The sequence below is a fragment of the Microbacterium pumilum genome (genome assembly GCF_039530225.1).
GTDB classification, from domain to species: Bacteria; Actinomycetota; Actinomycetes; order Actinomycetales; family Microbacteriaceae; genus Microbacterium; species Microbacterium pumilum.
Genome location: NZ_BAAAOH010000001.1, coordinates 3,148,085 through 3,165,015, shown reverse-complemented (window position 1 = coordinate 3,165,015; position 16,931 = coordinate 3,148,085). Strand labels below are relative to the sequence as shown.

The following is a 16,931-nucleotide window of genomic DNA, read 5'->3' as shown; positions in this document are numbered from 1 at the left end:
GACGAGAGAAGGAGACTGACCCATGGCAGAACGTCAAGCCACCATCGCGAGCAGTTCCGGGCTGCACGCCCGCCCCGCGAAACTGTTCGTGCAGGCCGTTCAGGAGAAGAGCGTGCCGGTGACGATCGCCGTCGAAGGCGGCCCCGACCTCAACGCGGGCAGCATCCTGTCCCTGATGGGGCTGGGAGCGTCGCATGGTACCGTCGTGACACTGAAGGCCGAGGGGGATGGCGCCGACCAGGCGCTCGACGAACTCGTCACCCTGTTGGAGACAGACCTCGACGCCGAGTAGGACAGACGACGGATGCCGCGGATCGAAGCCGCGCGGCATCCGTCGTCTTCGTCTGTCAGAGGTCGGTCGAGTCGCCCGGGTCGAGCGCGAGAAGCTCGCCGCCGTCCTGCTCGGCGGCCCACTTGAGCCTCGCGCGGCCCATGTCGCGGCCGATCACCGACAGCGTCATGTCGTGCGTGCCGAACACCTGTCGCGGTGCGACGGCGAGGACGAAGTCCATCGCCTCGCCGATCTTGAGCCACGGCGCGCCCACCGGTGCCGCGAGCAGCCTCACCGATGCGCCTTTCGGAACGGCGTAGGAGTCGCCCGGATAGTAGAACGCGTCGTTCACGAGAACACCGACGTTGTCGACGACCGGGATCGTCTCGTGGATGAGGGCGTGCTTGCCGCCGAAGAACTCGAGCCGGAACGGGTCGAGGTCGAGGGTGTCGCCGGGCTTGACGACGATCACGTCGTATCCCGCGGCGGCGCGTGCGACGCCCTCGGGACCGTAGATCGGCACATCCGGAAACGCCTTGCGGATGCGGTCGAGGTGATCGGGCGTCCAGTGGTCCGGATGCTCGTGCGTGATCACGACGCCCACCACCTGCTCGAGGTCGATGAGGGGGGCGGTGAACGAGCCGGGATCGATGATGATCGTGCTTCCGGAATCGGTCAGGGTCAGGGTGGCGTGCTCGAACTTGGTGACTCGCATGCCCCGAGTCAACAGGCCGAAAAGGCCTCCGGCAAGCGCCCCTCGGTGCGGCGTCGGCGATTTGGCCGGATGCCGCGCACATGGCATAATCGAACGGTTGCGTGAACGGCCCCATCGTATAGTGGCCTAGTACGCCGCCCTCTCACGGCGGTAACGCGGGTTCGAATCCCGCTGGGGTCACCAACGAAAATGCTCGTCCTCTGGACGGGCATTTTGCGTTAACGACCGGTGCCCGACGAGTGAGCTTCATCGCTCGGAAGAATTTCCGGACCCGTGTCGAAACCTCGCCCCCTCACACGAGGTATGGGTAGAGGCTCGTATCGGACGGGCCGTTTGGAGGAGTCACGATGAGCAAGTCAGCCCTCTCGGCCAGCCCTGTCCAGTCCCGCTCGCACCGAGCCCAGTCCCGCTCACACCGATCAGAGTGCAGCCCCGCCGGCCGTGTCACGCGGTCGCTTCTGGGCTGGGGTGTCGTGGCGGGACCGTTCTACATCGTGGTGTCGCTGCTCGAGGCGACGCTGCGACCCGGATTCGACCTCGGCCGGCACAGCTGGAGCCTCATGGCGAACGGCGAGTTCGGCTGGGCGCACTCGGCCGTGCTCGTGATCACCGGACTGATGGTCATCGCCGCCGCGATCGGCATCGGCCGGGCACTTCACGTCCGGACGGCAGCGGTGCTCTTGGCCGCGTTCGGCGCAGGGCAGATCGGAGCCGGATTCTTCACCGCCGATCCCGCAGACGGGTTCCCCGTCGGCACCCCGGCCGGCGCTGGGGAGATCACCTGGCACGGTCTGCTGCATCTCGTGTGCGGAGGGCTGGGCTTCCTCGCCTTCACCGCTGCGACGATCGTCCTCGGCGTGCGATTCCTCCGTCACCGCGAACCCGGCTGGGGCGTCTTCAGCATCGCGACCGGTGTGCTCTTCATCGCCGCGTTCGGCGGCATCGCGAGTGGCGGGGCCGGCCCGATGGTGATCGCCTTCATCTTCGCCGTGGTCCTCGCCTTCGCCTGGCTCGGGCTCACCTGCATCCGCCTCTACCGTCGCGTCTCCTGACGCACTTCGAGAAAAAGGGAGAACATCATGCGCTACTTCGTTCTGCTCAAGGCGATCACCCTGCCCGACTCCCCACCGCCGCCTGAACTGATGGCCGCGATCGCGACGCTCGGCCAGGAGGCGACCGCAGCGGGTGTGCTGCTCGATACGCAGGGTCTGCAGCCCAGTGCGACGGGCGTCCGGGTCTCATTGACCGGCGGCACGCTGAGCGCGGCGGACGGACCGTTCACCGAGTCCAAGGAGCTCATCAGCTACGCCCTCTACGACGTGCGCGCGCGCGAGGATGCCGTCGAGTGGACCAATCGCTTCCTCACCGTGCACCGGGACCTCTGGCCCGGCTGGGAGGGCGAGGCCGACATCGTCAAGGTCCTCGGTCCAGAGGACTACTCGTTCGACCCAGAGGGCTGAGTGCCCGCCACCGAAGCAGCCGTCGAGGCGGTCTGGCGCATCGAGTCGGGCCGCCTCGTCGGCGCCCTCGCGCGTGTCGTGGGTGACTTCTCCACGGCCGAGGACCTCGCCCAGGATGCCCTCGAGGCGGCCCTGCGGCAGTGGCCGCGCGACGGCATCCCGCCCAATCCCGGAGCGTGGCTGATGACCAGCGCGCGCCACATGGCCGTCGACCGCCACCGGCACGACGCCGTGCTCCGCCGAAAACTTCCCCTCCTCGCCGCCGAGGCGAGACTCGATGAAGGGATGGAGGACCCGATGACGTCGGTCGACGACGCACTGGACACGTCCGTTCACGACGATCTGCTGCGGCTCATCTTCACCGCCTGCCACCCCGTGCTCACGATGGACTCCCGAGTGGCCCTCACACTGCGCACCCTGGGCGGGCTCCAGACTCGCGAGATCGCCCGTGCGTTCCTGGTCAGCGAGAGTGCGATGGGTCAGCGCATCTCGCGAGCCAAGAAGACGCTCACCCAGCAGCGCATTCCGTTCCAGGTGCCCTCCGTAGCCGAGCTGCCGCACCGGCTGAGCGCCGTGCTGGCCGTGATCTACCTCATCTTCACCGAAGGGTTCTCGGCCACGAGCGGGGACGACTGGACTCGCCCGGAGCTCTGCCAGGAAGCGCTCCGCCTCGGTCGCCTGCTGACCAGCCTGCAGCCCGACCAGGCAGAGGTGCACGGACTCGTCGCCCTCATGGAGCTGCAGTCCGCCCGTCTCACCGCCCGGACTGCGCGGGACGGCAGTCCGGTGCTGCTGGCCGATCAGGAGCGGGGCCGTTGGGATCGGCTCCTCATCCGTCGAGGGCTCGCTGCGCTGGACCGCGCGGAAGAGCTCGGCGTCGGCCCGTACACGCTTCAGGCCGCGATCGCGGCCTGCCATGTCAGAGCCGCATCGGTCGACGACACCGACTGGACGCGCATCGCAGCGCTTTACACCGTCCTCGCGTACCTTGCGCCGTCGCCGATCGTGACCCTCAACCATGCCATAGCCATCGGCATGGCCGAGGGCCCCGACCGCGGCCTCGCGCTGCTCGACGACGTCGCTCGGGAACCACTGCTGGCCGACTATCCGCAGCTGCCCGCAGCCCGCGCAACATTCCTGCGCCGTCTCGGCCGGACCACCGAGGCTTCCTCGGAGTTCGAGCGGGCAGCGGCGCTCACCGCGAATGCCGACACGCGGACGCTGTTCCTCCGTCAGGCGGAGGACGCCCGTCAGGGAACCTGAACCAGCAGGTTCGGCGTGCCTTTCGCGTTGCTGATCTTGTTGCGCGCCGCGTCGGCCTTGATGATGCTCGCGACCGTTGTGGGACTCGCAGTCGGGTTGGTCTGCAGCACGAGCGCAGCGATGCCGGCGACGTGCGGCGATGCCATCGAGGTGCCCGAGATGGTGTTGGTTTCGCCGGCGAGCCATGTGGATGTGATGTCCTGACCAGGAGCGAAGACGTCGACGCATCCGCCGTAGTTCGAGAATGATGCGCGAGCGTCGGTGCGAGTCGTCGCAGCCACCGTCAGGGCGGATGCGGCCGACGCGGGGGAGAAGTAGCACGACGAGAGGTTGTCGTTGCCTGCAGCGACCGCGAGGGTGACGCCCTTGTCGGTCAGCCGCTTCACCGCGGAGTTCATCGAGCTGCTGTAGATGCCGCCGAGGCTCATGTTCGCGACGGCGGGCCGCTTGGCGTTCGCCGCGACCCAGTTCATTCCGGCGATCACGCCCGAGGTGGAACCCGAGCCCTCGCAGTCCAGCACCCGTACCGCGATGAGCAGCACCGACTTCGCCACGCCGTAGGTCTTGCTGCCGACCGTGCCGGCCACATGCGTGCCGTGTCCGTTGCAGTCCTCGGTGCCCCGCCCATCATTGATCGACGTGTAGCCGCTGTAGGCGCGCCCCGTGAAGTTGGGGTGGGCGCGCTGCATGCCGGTGTCGATGATGTAGGCGCGCACGCCTGAGCCCGTGCCGGCCGGCGTGTAGCTGTTGTCGAGCGGAAGGCTCGGCTGGTCGATGCGGTCGAGTCCCCACGTCTCCTGGGTCGTCATGACGGAGTCCTGTTCCACGAACGCTACGAGAGGGCTCTGCCGGATGACGGCGATCTGCGCGGGGGTGAGGGTCGCCGCGAAGCCGCCGAGCGCCGAGTACGTCTCGGTGATGACGGATGTCGGCAGCGCGCTCAGCACCTGTGCGACGGCCGCTTCGACCTTCGTGCCGGACTTCAGCATCACGATGTAACTGCCGTTGATCGCGGTCGCAGAGGTGAGCAGTGGCGCTCGCGTCGCCGCGGCCGCCGGGGACACGGCGGCGATGCCGGCGAGCGCCGTGAGAGCGGCGATGGTCGTGCTCGCCAGTGCGAGCCTCCAGCGAGCGCGCGTGGGGTGCGTCATGAGATCCTCCTGTGTCGGTGGAGCTTCGGTTCAGCCTTCGAGGGCGGTGCCAATGTCGCCCCGATCGGAGGCTCGCGCCTGATCCGGCGCATAGCCCGACGATAGGCGCGAAGGGCTCCCTGCGCGACCCTCGGGCCGAGGGTTTGTGCGGTCGGCACAGTTGCGGGCACAGAGGTGGTCGAGGCATCCGAGGTCTCGGACAACGTCTCTTGTCAGCGGGCGTGCACCACTGCGACACCCAGCCAGTCGGCGAGTTCCACGATCTCGGCACGCACCATCTCGTCCTCTTCGGGGTCGAACGGCAGGAACTCGTGCACGGCGTTCACGCGCAGCGCTTCATGCGCCTTGTCCACCTCGGCGTCGAGCATGCCGACGAATCGGTCGCCCATCAGGATGGGGTGCGCGAAGTAGCCGTACCGCCGCTGCGGCTTGGGCTTGAACTGCTCCAGCACGTACTTGAACTCGAAGACCTCCTCGAGGCGCGGTCGATCGAACAGCATTCCGTCGTAGGGGTTGAGGAACGCGACGCGGCCACCGGAGTCCTCCTCGGCGAGCGCGGCGAGCGCTTCGGGGCCGACGCGGAACCTCCACTTGCTGCCCTCCACCGTCGCGGGTTCGCCGGCCTTGCCCACGGGGTTCCACCAACGGTGCGCCCGCGCTATGCCGGCCGCTTGTAGCCGGCGCTCCTCGAGGAGGTGTGCCGCCTCGTCCTCCTCGTACCGGGGCAGATCCGGTGGATACACGCGCTCGGCGAGATCCCATCGGCGGTGCCTTCCTTCTCGACCGACGATCGCGACCTCGCCGCGTCTCGAGAGGAAATCGAGCATGATCGGCACCTGGTTCGAACCCGACCAGCCATCGGGAGCCCGGCGTACCTGCGCCGTATCGGGGATCTCGCCGGCGAGCAGCGGACCCTCCGCACGAAGGCGGGCGAGGATGTCGCGGCGGAATCGATCGTTCGACGCCAGCCATTCGCGGTTGCTCGGCCGCTGCGGAAACTGCGTCATGGCGGGGCTCATGAGGGGGAGCAGGCTCATCGGCCGGAACGTGCCCGCGAACTCGAAGAGAAGTCGATCGAGCTCCACCGCCTTCTTGAGCTGGCCGGGCTCGTACGACCAGCCGATCCGCGACCACAGCATGGTGTGCTCGCACGGCGCAATCGTCGCAGTCGGGTCGATCTTGATCTCGGTCAGCTGCTCGGCGACCTCGACGACATCGCCTGGGCGCTCGGCATCGAGGAGTTGCGCACGCACGATGATGCGACGGGCTTCGTCGCGCGTGAGGTGATGCGTCACATCTCGAAGGTAGTAGGCGAGGACGCGAGCAGCACGGGTCGGCGCTGGGGATGCATCGACGGGGGGCGTTCGTCTCTGGGCTAGAGTGCCAGGGTGCAGGGGACGGACGCGTGATCGGGGGCCCTCGATTCGCATTCGCCAGAGCGCGCGCTTTCCTCCCGCCGCTCGTCACGCTCGCCGTCGTTGCCGCCCTCTCAGCCCTCCTCGTCGTGGCGGTCGCGGGCGCGATCCGGTCCGTCGAGGCGAATGAGATGCGGGCCGCGCTCGCAGCGGCGACCGGCGAGCAGAGCCGCCTCGTGGTGAGCTTCGACGAAGACGTCTCCCCGGAGCAGGGACGGGATGCCACCGCCGCGGCACTCGCCAGCTGGGGTGCCGGAAACGGGCTCATCCTCGAGGACGCTGACGGAGGTCTCGTCATCACGCCGGACCTCGATCTCATCACGGGCGATCAGGTCGCGTCCCTCGCCGACGGTCTCGAGGGACTCCGAGACGCGATCGAGGACCGGACCGGTTCCGGCGTGCAGGTCTCGGGCGAGCTGGATGGCACGCTCACCGCGATCCAGGACCAGATGGAGGTGCGCAAAGGTCCGACGGCGGTGGCGGTCGGACTCCTCGGCCTGATGGTCGCGGTGGTCGTAGGCGCGGTCGCCCTCGAGACGGTGAGGGTGCGAGAAGGCGAACTCCACCTGCTGCGCGCCCGCGGAGCGCGGCGAGCTGATCTGGTCGGTCTCGCGGCCCTCGAGACGCTCGTGGTGGCGGTCGTCGGCGCCGCCGTGGGTTCGTCGACATCGCTGGCGGTCCTGACCCTGGTCGGCGCGGTGAGCCCGGGGGTGGTTTTCGGTGCTGCAGCAGCGGCGCTCGTCGCGGGGCTCGCAGTTGCGACCGCTGCAGTGGCGACCTACCGCGGCGTCGATCGCGGCTCCTCCCGCGCTCGGGCAGCGGTCAACGTCGGCGCGGTCGTGCTGCTCGCGGTCGTGACCGGAATCGCGTTGTGGCAGTTCGCCCAGGCGGGCACCCCCATCGTCGAGCGCGGCGATGGCGCGATGACGCTCGATCCGCTCATCGCCATCGCGCCGGCGCTCGCACTGGGGCTGGCGGCGATGCTGGTCGTCGCGGTGGCCACGCCGATCGCACGGGCGATCACCGCCACACTGAGCCCGACCCGCCGTGTCTCGCCGATCACGCCGATGCGGCTCGCACTGCGACGTCCTGGACGCCACGCGCTGCCGATCGTCGTCGTTGCGTTTGCGGTCGGCACGGTGACGCTGGCGGGTGCCTATGAGGGCAGTCTCACGGCGCTGGGCGACGCACCTGAGGCGCTTCGCGTGGGCGCCGATGTGCGCGTTCGGACCATCCCGGAGGATGTGGACCCGGGCGCGATCGCGGCTGTGCAGCCCTCGGATGCGGCGATGCTCGTGCGGCCGCTCAGCGCCCAGGGCGCCGATCAGCGCCTGTCGATCCTCGCGGTCGAGGCGCCGGCGATGGGCGATGTCATGCTCGACGCCGGCGGCACGATCGACCCGTTGGCGCTCGGTGCGGCGATCGCGCTGCCCGCCGGCATCCCGCTGACCGGCGACACCGTCTCGTTCACGCTCTCGGCACCGCCCGCACCGCCCGTCGTCGTCGACGGTGAGGAGGTCGTCGAAGGCTCCGCCGCGGCGAATGCACGCCTCACCGCTGTGTCGGCATCAGGTGCGGTTGCGCGGTTCGACGTCTCCAATGCGGATGTCTCGACGGTCGATGGGAACGGCACCTCATTCGCGGTGGAGGTGAATCCGGAGGTCTCGTCGACGTTCGATCTGCCGGCGGGCGAGGAATGGTCGCTCGCGGCCGTCGACGTCGCCTATCACCCGCTTACGCCGTCGATGGGATCGCTCGAGATCACCGGCGTCACGAGCGGCGGCGAGACGGTGGACCTCGAGGAGTTCCGTCAGGGTGGCGGCACGCCGGGCGACGTTGAGACGATAGACGGGGGACTTCAGTTCGCGCCCGAGCTCGATTTCGGATTCGATGACCTGCCCTACACTCGCGCCGTCGCCGCGACCGTACCCGCCGTGATCCCGGCGGTGGTGACGGCGGCGATCGCACAGTCGATGAGTCTCAGCGACGGCGAGCAGTTCTCCCTCGAGATGGGATCACCCGAGTTCGCCGCCGATTTCGAGGTCGAGGCGATCGTCCCGGTTCTTCCTGGCACCGCCACAGGTGACGGCATCGCGGTCGACCTCGCAACCCTCGTGCTCGCGGCGCCGTACGACGTCCTGCCGACGCAGGTGTGGTTCTCGAGCGACGAGCCGGATGCCCTCGCGGCTGCGGTCCACGAGCAGTTCGACCGTGTCGTCGTCACGGTCGCCGACCCGCGCTCGGCCGAGAACGCGGCCGGCACGGCGGTTGCGTTTGTGCTGGCAGCGGCTGGGGCGGTCGTGCTCGCCTTCGTCGTGCTGGTGCTGCGTCGCACTCGATCGCGCGCCGATTCGCGCGAGCTCGCGCTTCTCGCGGTGATGGGGCTGGGTCGTCGCCGGGCAGCAGGACTGCGAGCCGGTGAAGACGTGTTCGCGATCGCGATGGGTGCCGTCGGCGGCATCGTGGCCGGTGCCGCGACGGCGTGGCTCGTTGTGCCGCCGCTGGTGCGAGCCGCTTACGGCAGCGTGCCCGACACGTTCCCGGTGTCGCTTCAGGTGGCGCCCCTGCTGCTCGGGCCGGTCCTCATCGTCGTGGTGGGGGTGTGCTGCGCGATCGTCGCGACCGTGCGCGCACCCGCGCAGCTCGCCCCGTACGTGAGGGAGGACGAGTGAAGCGGTCCCCGGGCCTGTTCGCCCTCACCCGTCGCCGATTCGCCACTCCGCGGAGCGCCGCACTGGTCATCGTCGCGCTCACCGCGTTCGCCGCATTCGTGATCGCCGCGGCCCCCCGCGCGCTCGTCGGTGTCGTGCATGAGGAGGTCGCGCACCAGATCTCCTCGGTGCCGGCCACGTCGCGCGACCTGGAATCGGGCGTGCAGGGCGTCCCGCGATTCGGTCCGGCGATCGATCCGGCTGTCACCGAAGACTGGGATGCCGACGCGGCCGCGGTGTTCGGGCGGATCGGACAGAGCCTCGCCGACAATCGCGACGCGTTCGAGCCCGTGCTTCTCCCGATCATCGCCCCTGCGGAGTTCGCCGCGTACGCGGAACCCATCGATGCGACGCCTGAGACACTGGCGCCGTCGGCCCCGATCGCCCAGGTGCAGCTGCTGTCGGAGCCGGCGATGCAGCAGCATCTGCAGCTCGTGGACGGTGAGTGGCCTGCGGCGTGGCGCGGCGAAGGGCCGGTCGGCATCGTCCTGACCGAGGATGCGGCGGCCACGATGAAGTGGCCGCTCGGCGAGGTTCGCACCTACGAGACCCGGGATGCCAGCGGTGCCACGTCACCACAGGTCGAACTCGTCGCCCTCGTCGAAGCGGTCGACCCCGACGCCGACCGGTGGCTGCACCTGCCGACGGCTCTCAGCGCCACGGTGTTCGACGACGGCAACCGCCGGCCCGTGGCCACCTCGGTGGCATGGGTGAATCCCGGCTCGTGGGAGCAGATCGCGATATCGACCCCCCGCCCGCGGGTCTCGGCGTGGTACCCGATCGACGGCGCAGCGGCCGTCGGGGCGGACCCGCGAGCGATGCTCGCCGCCATTCGCGCCGCCACGTCGGCGTCCGTGCCGTTCGACGACAGCGGGCAGTTCCGGGCACAGTTCTCGACCGAGATCGTGGGCGTGCTCGCATCCGCCCTCGCACGCGCCGACTCGGCGAGCGCGATCCTCGCCGTCGCGGCCACCGGCCCGCTCGCCGTCAGCGTGGCCCTCGTGGTGCTCGCTGCCGCGCTCGTCATCCGCCGTCGCCGAGCCGACCTCGCGCTGATGTCGGCGCGCGGCGCTCCGATCTCGCGTCTGCGGGCGCTGCTCTTCGGTGAGGGGATCCTGCTCGGTGTGCCCGTCGCAGCGATCGCCGCCGCAATGGGAGTCGCTGTCACCGTGCACGATGCCGGCATGATGCCGACGATCCTCGCCGTGCTCGTCGGGGTGGCGCCGGCGCTCGCGCTGGTCCTCACGCTTCGGCCGGCAGTGCTCGAGCACGGGCGCGCGGATCTCGACACGCCGAGTCGGAGCCGTGTCGGCCGGATCGCCGAAGCGGTCCTGGTCGTGCTCGCGATCATCGCCGTGGGGCTGCTGCTGGTGCGCGGCATCGGGCCCGCCACAGCCGGCATCGATCCGCTCGTCGTGGCGGCACCCCTGCTCGCGACAGTCGCCCTCGCGCTCATCTTCGTGCGGCTCTACCCGGTTCCTATCGCCGCGGCCCTGCGTGCAGCCCGCAGCGGACGGGGCGTCGTCGCACTCGTCGGGTCGGCACGCAGCCTTCGGGATCCCGCCGCCGGCACCACCGCCGTACTGGCGATGCTCGTGGCCGTTGCGATCGCGGTCTTCTCGTCGGTCGTGCTCGCCACGGTCGACCGCGGCGCGGTTGTCGCGGCGCAGCGGGATGTCGGGGCGGATGTGCAGCTCTCGGGCCCGATCTTCGACAGCGACACGATCGACGAAATGCGGGCCGTCGACGGCGTCGCCGATGCGGTGGGTGTGCTGCGCGGGGACTATCTCGCCGTCTCCGGCCCCGATGGGCGGGCGACCGCACAGGCCGTCGTCTCCGACATCGAGCGACTGGCGGCCGTGCAGCGGGGGATGGTGGGCGCGGTGCCGTCTGGCGCGGTGCGGCCCGGTGCCGACCCGATCCAGATCATCGAGTCGACCGAGATCGCGCGACAGGTGGGCACGGGGGACGCCACGGCGGGCGACAAGCCGGTCGAGATCGCGGGGACAGTGGATCGCATGCTGGGACTGTCGGTCGGCCCCGAATTCCTCATCGTCGACGAGGCCGACTACGAACCGCTCTCGGGACTGGGTTTCTACCCACGGACAGTTGTCGTCGATGTGGCCGAGGACGCGGATCCGTCGACGGTCGCGGCGTTGCTCGGCGACCTGATGGACTCGACATACACGGTGCGGATCCTCGAGGAGTCGACCGCCGAGATCCGCGATTCACCTGCCGTCAGCGCGCTGCGACTCGTGCTCGTCGCCGCTCTCGCGGTCGCGGTCGCGTTGTCGGTCATCGCCCTGCTGCTTGTTGCCGGTGTCTCGAGGGATGCCCGCTCGCGAGTGATCGCGCTGCTGCGCACGCTGGGGCTCGATCGGCGAGGCGGTCGCGCCATCGTCGCCTGGGAATTCGTGCCGCTCGGAATCACCGCGCTGATCGGCGGTGTCGTGCTCGGTGCTGTGCTGCCGCTGCTGGTCGTGACCTCGATCGACCTGCGACCATTCACCGGCGGCGCCGCGCAGCCGCGGCTCGCGATCGACCCCGTGCTGAGCGGCCTGCTGATCGCCGCAGTGGTGGTCGCACTCGGCCTTGCTGTGGTGGCCGGCGTCGTGAGCGCACGCACGACGTCGATGGCCACCGTGCTGCGCACCGAGGAAGACTGAGAGGTACGGAGGAGTGCTGATGACAGAACCCGACATCGTGTGCGAAGGTCTCGTGCGGATCTTCACGGTCGCCGACATCGAGGTGCAGGCCCTGCAGGGACTCAACCTCGTCGTCGAGCGCGGCGAGCTGGTCGCGCTCGTCGGCGCGTCCGGATCGGGAAAGTCGACTCTGCTCTCGATCCTGTCGGCGATCGACACGCCGACCGCAGGTATGGCGACGGTCGCCGGCCGCGACCTGCCCTCGCTGTCTTCGACGGATCGGGTCACCTACCGCCGGGAGCTGGTCGGCTTCGTGTGGCAGCAGACGGCGCGGAACCTCCTGCCGTACCTGTCGGCAATCGAGAACGTGCAGCTCGCCCGTGCGATCGGCGGCGACCGCAAGCATCCTGCGCGCGACGCCGAGATGCTGGACCTCGTCGGAGTGGCGGATGTCGCGAACCGGCGTCCCGCTGAACTCTCGGGCGGCCAGCAGCAGCGGGTCGCGATCGCCGTCGCCCTGGCGAATTCGCCGCGCGTGCTCCTCGCCGACGAGCCGACCGGCGATCTCGACGAGCACGCATCGGCAGACGTTCTCGAGACGTTCGAGAGCGTGAATCGCGAGCTGGGCACAACGGTGCTCATCGTCACACACGATGCGGCGGTGTCCGATCACGTCCAGCGCACCGTCCAGATCAGGGACGGGCGGACGTCGACCGAGGTGCTGCGATGGACGCACACCGACGACGAGGGTCGCGAGCATGCGATGGCCGAGGAGTTCGTCGTCGTCGATCGGGTCGGGCGGATGCAGCTGCCGACCGACTACATGCACCAGCTGTCGCTGCAGGAGCGCGTTCGGCTCAAGCTCATGCCCGACCATGTCGGCGTCTGGCCGGGCGACTCCCGGCCGACCCCTACGGCCCCCGCCGCGGCAGAGGGGATTCCCGCAGCTGCGGATCAAGAGGACGCAGCTCCCGCGGCCCCCGCCGAAGACGTACCCGCACAGACCCGCCGCAGCCTCCGCCGCGGCACTGACCGGGAGGATGCCACCCATGAGTGAGGCGGTGCTTGCGGCATCCGGACTCTCCGTCGTCCATCGCACTCCCGCAGGCGACGTCCACGCGCTCGCCGACGCGAGCCTGGAGCTGTCCGCCGGCGAATTCGTCGTGCTGATCGGCGCGTCTGGTGCCGGCAAGACGACGTTGCTGCATGTGCTCGGAGGCATCCAGCCGCCCACGACCGGCATCGTCCGCGTGGGGGACGTTGTGCTGACGGATGCCTCGGAGCGCGAAGTGGACCGGGTGCGCCGCGACGAGATCGGCTACGTGTTCCAGTCGTTCGGGCTCATCGGAGCGCTGTCGGCCGAAGAGAACGTCGAGCTGCCCATGCGGATCCGCGGTTCGGATGCGACGATTCGCACCGCTCGCGTCTCGGAGCTGCTGGAGCGCGTCGGCCTGGCTGGCCACGCCCGGCAGCGACCGGGCGAACTGTCCGGCGGGCAGCAGCAGCGGGTCGGAATCGCGCGCGCGCTCGCCGGTTCGCCGCGTATCTTGCTGGCTGACGAGCCGACCGGACAGCTGGATTCGCAGACGGCGGCCACGATGATCGACCTGATGGCGTCGATCGCCCACGACGACCGGGTGGCGGTGCTGCTGTCGACGCACGATCAGTCGATCGTGGCTCGCGCCGATCGCGTGCTCGAGCTGCACGACGGTGTGCTGAGCGAACCTGCCCGACTGCCGTCATAACTGCCATGATCATCGCATGGCGCGCAGTGACCGCATCCCCGGCTGGCGCCGCGTGCGGCACGTCTTCCGTCGCGAGACGCTCGGCAAAGATGCCATAGCCGGAACGATCCTCGGCGTCGTGAGCGTCCCCGACGGCCTCGCGCTCGGACTGCTCGCAGGTCTGAACCCGATCGTCGGCCTGTACGGCTACCTGTTCGGGATGGCAGGAGCCGCCCTGTTCACGAGCAGCACGTTCATGGCCGTACAGGCGACGAGCGCCATGAGCATCGTCATCGCGGACTCGGGTCTGCACGCGCTGCCCGACCCCAGGAAGGCCGTCTTCACCCTCGCCCTTCTCACGGGCATCGTCATGATCATCGCGGGACTGCTCAACGGCGGACGACTGCTGCGCTTCGTGCCCACCGCGGTGATGGTCGGCTTCGTGAGCGCGATCGGCATCAACATCATCCTCGGGCAGCTCCCGCACCTCTTCGGCAGCGAGGGCGAGGGCGAGCACCGGATCGTGCGGAGTGTGGACCTGCTCATCCACCCGGCCGCCTTCCACTGGCCGACGATGGTCGTCGGTGTCGTGACGATGGCACTCATCGTGGTCCTCAAGCGCACACGTCTGGGCTCCTTCGGAATCGTCGTGGCAGTCGTCGTCGGGTCCGGGCTCGCCGCCCTGTTCAGCTTCGTCTTCGACGATCCGGTCGCGGTCGTCGCCGATGTCGCGGAGATCCCGACGGGATTGCCGACGCCCGGCATCCCGTCTTTCGACAGCATCGTCGCGCTGATCGTCCCCGCTCTCTCGCTCGCTCTGATCGGGCTCGTCCAGGGTGCTGCCGTCGCCGCAGCCGTCCCGAACATCGACGGCAAGCCTGCGGACGACTCGCGCAACTTCATCGGCCAGGGGTCCGGGAACATCGCCTCGGCGCTCTTCCAGGGAATGCCGGTCGGCGGGTCGATGTCGACATCCGTGATCGTCGCCACGTCCGGCGCGCGGACACGGCTGGCTCTGTTCATCGCCGCCGGCGTCATGGCGGTGCTCGTGCTGGCCGCGTCCGGACTCGTCGGCCTCGTCGCGATGCCCGCCCTCGCAGCCCTGCTCATCGTCGTCGGCGTGCAGACCATCAAGCCTGCGCGCATCCGCTCGGTCATGGGAAGCGGGCCGATCCAGACAGCCGTGATGGCGGTGACCTTCGTGCTGACCCTCATCGTGCCGGCGCAGTTCGCGGTGCTGATCGGCGTCGGGCTCGCGATCATCATGTTCGTCGGCCAGCAGTCCAATCGGCTGCGGCTCCGGCAGCTCGAGTTCGCGTCGGAGGGCCGGGTCCGCGAGCGGGAGCCGATCGAACGCATCCCGCCCGCATCGGTCGTGGTGCTTCAGCCCTACGGCAGCGTCTTCTTCGCGAGTGCCGCGGCGCTCGAAGCGCAGCTTCCGAAAGTGGATGCCGCATCCCGCGGCTCGGTCGTGATCCTTCGCCTGCGCGGCATCGATGAAGTGGGACTGACGTTCGTGGCGGTGCTCGATCGCTATCTCACCGAGCTCCAGAAGCACGGATCCACTCTGCGTCTGGTCGTCTCGAGCGATCGTGTCATGAGTCATCTGCAGGCCGGCGGACTGCTCGAGCGACTGGGCGACGAAGGGCTCTACGAAGGCACGGAATGGCTCGGCGAGTCGACACGACGTGCCCGTGACGACGGACTGCAGTGGGTCCGCGAGCACGCCGTGCCGGAATAGTCAGTCCGTCGGGTCCGCCTCGTCGGCGCCCTCGGCAGCAACTGGCGACGCAGCGGGGGTCCGCGGTGTCTTGCGCCGGCGCACCAGTCGGATGATGCCCCACACGATCAGGCCCGCGATGCCGATCACGAGCAGCCAGGGGATCAGGAATCCCAGTGCCACCACGATGCCGTTGAGGGTCGCGACCAGCCCGTTCCATCCCGCGACCAGGCCATCGGAGAATCCGGCCGGGTCGGCCTCGACCGTCTCGGTCACGGGCTGGAGCGTCACGGTGAGACTCGACATCTCGACCATGCCCTCGAGCGATTCGAGCTGCGCCTGGTAGGACTCCAGCGTCGCCTGGCGCTCCGCGAGCGCAGCCTCGGCGGCGAGGAGATCCGTGACGCTCGTCGCCTGCGTCATGAGTTCGGTGAGGCGATCGACGGATGTCTGCGAGGCCTCCACGCGAGCGCGCAGGTCGACGGTCTGCTCGGTGACATCCTGCCGGTTGACGGATGATGCCGTCACCTCACCGAGCGCCGAGAGCTCGCGCACCATTCCGGTGAGCTCGTCTGCGGGCACTCGCACCGTGATCCAGCCGCCGTCGGGCGTGTACGGGTAGGGCATCGTCGAGTCGTACGCGATGCCGGTGTCGGGATCGATCGGCATCACCTCGCCGGCCTGCCCGATGCTCATCGATTCGACGTACCCGTCTCGCGCCTCGGCGGCATCGCCGATGGTGGCGACTGCTTCCGGGATGTCGGCTACGATCACCGTCGCGGATGCGGTCGTGATGATGTCGCGGTCGCTGGCGCTCTGGTCGGCGGCGCCGGCCGCGCCCTTGCCGCCCGAGGTGAGGTCCGACGATTCGGAGGAGTCGGAACCGCCTCCGGCGTCCGGGGCGACCGCGGGCGCGTCGGGCGCTACTGCGGACTCCTCGCTCCCGCCCCCGGCGCCGCCTCCGCCGACGAGGTTCCCGACACTCGGAGCGATGACGGCGGCGACCACGATGACGGCGGCAGCCGCCGCGCCGCCGATCCACCACCGGCCGCGGCGTGCGCGCTGGGCGGTGCGGTCGCGCGAGATGTCGGCGAAGACGGCGCTCTCGATGGCGTCGATCCGCTCGTCGGTCAGTTCGGGCAGCGGTGCGGATGTCGTCGCGTCGGCGTGCTCCTGCGTGTTCATGTGCTCTCCTTGACAACGGTCCGCAGTCTGGTGCGGATGCGGGAGAGACGGTTGCGAACGACGCCATGCGCGACGCCGAGCTCTTCTGCGGCGGCCTGGTAGGCGTAGCCCTCGGTGGCGCACAGCCGGAAGATGTCGCGGTCGAGCGGGCTCATGCCTGCCACTTCCTGAACGATCCGCTCGGCGAGTTCATCGTCGATCACCTGCTGCTCGACGTTCACCGTGGCGGGCAGGGTGTCGGCGACGGCTCCGGCGGTGTGCTCGCGGTCGCGCTGCTGCCGGCGGATGCGGTTCGCCGCCTGAAAGCGGCACACCGTGACCAGCCAGGGCAGCAGCGAGTCGCTCGCCAGTTCGAGTCCGGGGAGTTTTCGCCATGCCACCACGAAGGTCTCCTGCGTCACGTCCTCGGCATCGGAGGCGTTTCCGACGAGCCCGTACGCAAGCCAGTACACCGGTCGCACGTACGCGCGGTAGAGCGTGCGGAAGGCGACTTCACTCCCGCTCGCGGCCTGAGCCACGAGCGAGGCGTCGTCTGTCGCCGCGCGCTCCACCATGCGTCATCCCATCAGCCGCAGCGCGCCCGACCGGGTTGTCCGGATGTGCGTCGCTGCGGAGCACCATTGTCTCTCACCGGGTAAGTGTCGGAAGGCAGCGAAACGTCTCGCTCCCGG

14 protein-coding genes and 1 tRNA gene are annotated in these 16,931 nt (G+C 69.3%); 10 read left to right on the top strand and 5 right to left on the bottom strand.

Annotated elements, in window-relative coordinates; all coding sequences use genetic code 11:
* Positions 1 to 22: 22 nt before the first annotated feature.
* Positions 23 to 292 carry an HPr family phosphocarrier protein gene (locus ABD188_RS14235; RefSeq protein ID WP_344063566.1) on the top strand — a complete coding sequence of 90 codons (270 nt, stop codon included), beginning with the start codon at positions 23 to 25 and terminating at the stop codon, positions 290 to 292.
* A gap of 55 nt (positions 293 to 347) precedes the next feature.
* On the opposite strand, the gene ABD188_RS14230 is transcribed toward ABD188_RS14235, so the two are convergent.
* Complete coding sequence (locus tag ABD188_RS14230) at positions 348 to 986, bottom strand: MBL fold metallo-hydrolase (RefSeq protein ID WP_344063563.1); 639 nt, start codon at positions 984 to 986, stop codon at positions 348 to 350.
* Positions 987 to 1,093: 107 nt separating this feature from the next.
* Here ABD188_RS14230 and ABD188_RS14225 point away from each other — a divergent pair.
* The 4 genes from ABD188_RS14225 (at position 1,094) to ABD188_RS14210 (ending at position 3,709) form a co-directional block, all read left to right on the top strand.
* A tRNA-Glu gene (locus tag ABD188_RS14225) sits at positions 1,094 to 1,169 on the top strand.
* A 164-nt stretch (positions 1,170 to 1,333) separates the two neighbouring features.
* Positions 1,334 to 2,038, top strand: a complete 705-nt coding sequence (locus ABD188_RS14220) for a DUF998 domain-containing protein (RefSeq protein ID WP_344063560.1) — start codon at positions 1,334 to 1,336, stop codon at positions 2,036 to 2,038.
* A 27-nt stretch (positions 2,039 to 2,065) separates the two neighbouring features.
* Positions 2,066 to 2,446, top strand: a complete 381-nt coding sequence (locus ABD188_RS14215; RefSeq protein ID WP_344063557.1) for a YciI family protein — start codon at positions 2,066 to 2,068, stop codon at positions 2,444 to 2,446.
* Positions 2,447 to 3,709 (top strand): RNA polymerase sigma factor, encoded by a 1,263-nt coding sequence (locus ABD188_RS14210; RefSeq protein WP_344063554.1) that lies wholly within the window; start codon positions 2,447 to 2,449, stop codon positions 3,707 to 3,709.
* On the opposite strand, the gene ABD188_RS14205 is transcribed toward ABD188_RS14210, so the two are convergent.
* Together ABD188_RS14205 and ABD188_RS14200 are read right to left on the bottom strand one after the other, a co-directional pair.
* Positions 3,697 to 4,860, bottom strand: coding sequence for a S8 family peptidase (locus tag ABD188_RS14205; RefSeq protein ID WP_344063551.1), 1,164 nt, complete (start codon positions 4,858 to 4,860; stop codon positions 3,697 to 3,699). The two genes, ABD188_RS14210 and ABD188_RS14205, sit on opposite strands and share 13 nt — an antisense overlap.
* Before the next feature lie 212 nt (positions 4,861 to 5,072).
* The gene (locus ABD188_RS14200; protein ID WP_344063548.1) at positions 5,073 to 6,155 is read right to left on the bottom strand and encodes a DNA glycosylase AlkZ-like family protein; all 1,083 of its coding nucleotides are present in this window, start codon (positions 6,153 to 6,155) and stop codon (positions 5,073 to 5,075) included.
* A 110-nt stretch (positions 6,156 to 6,265) separates the two neighbouring features.
* Between ABD188_RS14200 and ABD188_RS14195 the strand changes: the two genes are divergently transcribed.
* From ABD188_RS14195 to ABD188_RS14175, 5 genes are read left to right on the top strand one after another with little or no spacing between them, the layout of a single operon-like run.
* Positions 6,266 to 8,947 carry an FtsX-like permease family protein gene (locus ABD188_RS14195; protein ID WP_344063545.1) on the top strand — a complete coding sequence of 894 codons (2,682 nt, stop codon included), beginning with the start codon at positions 6,266 to 6,268 and terminating at the stop codon, positions 8,945 to 8,947.
* A complete protein-coding gene (locus ABD188_RS14190; RefSeq protein WP_344063543.1) occupies positions 8,944 to 11,652 on the top strand; it encodes an FtsX-like permease family protein in 2,709 nt (902 codons plus the stop codon). The genes ABD188_RS14195 and ABD188_RS14190 overlap by 4 nt, the downstream gene beginning before the upstream one ends.
* Positions 11,653 to 11,671: 19 nt before the next feature.
* Positions 11,672 to 12,688 carry an ABC transporter ATP-binding protein gene (locus ABD188_RS14185; protein WP_344063541.1) on the top strand — a complete coding sequence of 339 codons (1,017 nt, stop codon included), beginning with the start codon at positions 11,672 to 11,674 and terminating at the stop codon, positions 12,686 to 12,688.
* Entirely contained in the window at positions 12,681 to 13,376 is a 696-nt protein-coding gene (locus ABD188_RS14180; protein WP_344063539.1) for an ABC transporter ATP-binding protein, read from the top strand. The genes ABD188_RS14185 and ABD188_RS14180 overlap by 8 nt, the downstream gene beginning before the upstream one ends.
* A 16-nt stretch (positions 13,377 to 13,392) precedes the next feature.
* Entirely contained in the window at positions 13,393 to 15,096 is a 1,704-nt protein-coding gene (locus tag ABD188_RS14175) for a SulP family inorganic anion transporter (protein ID WP_344063537.1), read from the top strand.
* Here ABD188_RS14175 and ABD188_RS14170 read toward each other — a convergent pair whose 3' ends face one another.
* Positions 15,097 to 16,260, bottom strand: coding sequence for a DUF4349 domain-containing protein (locus tag ABD188_RS14170; RefSeq protein WP_344063535.1), 1,164 nt, complete (start codon positions 16,258 to 16,260; stop codon positions 15,097 to 15,099).
* Positions 16,257 to 16,814, bottom strand: a complete 558-nt coding sequence (locus ABD188_RS14165; RefSeq protein WP_344063533.1) for an RNA polymerase sigma factor — start codon at positions 16,812 to 16,814, stop codon at positions 16,257 to 16,259. Before ABD188_RS14165 ends, ABD188_RS14170 begins: the two co-directional genes overlap by 4 nt.
* Positions 16,815 to 16,931 lie beyond the last annotated feature (117 nt).

Bases quoted from the DNA above. Each gene is read 5' to 3' on its own strand.
- ABD188_RS14205 (WP_344063551.1), bottom strand. From the start codon at position 4,860: ATGACGCACCCCACGCGCGCTCGCTGGAGGCTCGCACTGGCGAGCACG.
- ABD188_RS14235 (WP_344063566.1), top strand. From the start codon at position 23: ATGGCAGAACGTCAAGCCACCATCGCGAGCAGTTCCGGGCTGCACGCC.
- ABD188_RS14170 (WP_344063535.1), bottom strand. From the start codon at position 16,260: ATGAACACGCAGGAGCACGCCGACGCGACGACATCCGCACCGCTGCCC.
- ABD188_RS14175 (WP_344063537.1), top strand. From the start codon at position 13,393: ATGGCGCGCAGTGACCGCATCCCCGGCTGGCGCCGCGTGCGGCACGTC.
- ABD188_RS14215 (WP_344063557.1), top strand. From the start codon at position 2,066: ATGCGCTACTTCGTTCTGCTCAAGGCGATCACCCTGCCCGACTCCCCA.
- ABD188_RS14230 (WP_344063563.1), bottom strand. From the start codon at position 986: ATGCGAGTCACCAAGTTCGAGCACGCCACCCTGACCCTGACCGATTCC.
- ABD188_RS14165 (WP_344063533.1), bottom strand. From the start codon at position 16,814: ATGGTGGAGCGCGCGGCGACAGACGACGCCTCGCTCGTGGCTCAGGCC.
- ABD188_RS14220 (WP_344063560.1), top strand. From the start codon at position 1,334: ATGAGCAAGTCAGCCCTCTCGGCCAGCCCTGTCCAGTCCCGCTCGCAC.
- ABD188_RS14180 (WP_344063539.1), top strand. From the start codon at position 12,681: ATGAGTGAGGCGGTGCTTGCGGCATCCGGACTCTCCGTCGTCCATCGC.
- ABD188_RS14185 (WP_344063541.1), top strand. From the start codon at position 11,672: ATGACAGAACCCGACATCGTGTGCGAAGGTCTCGTGCGGATCTTCACG.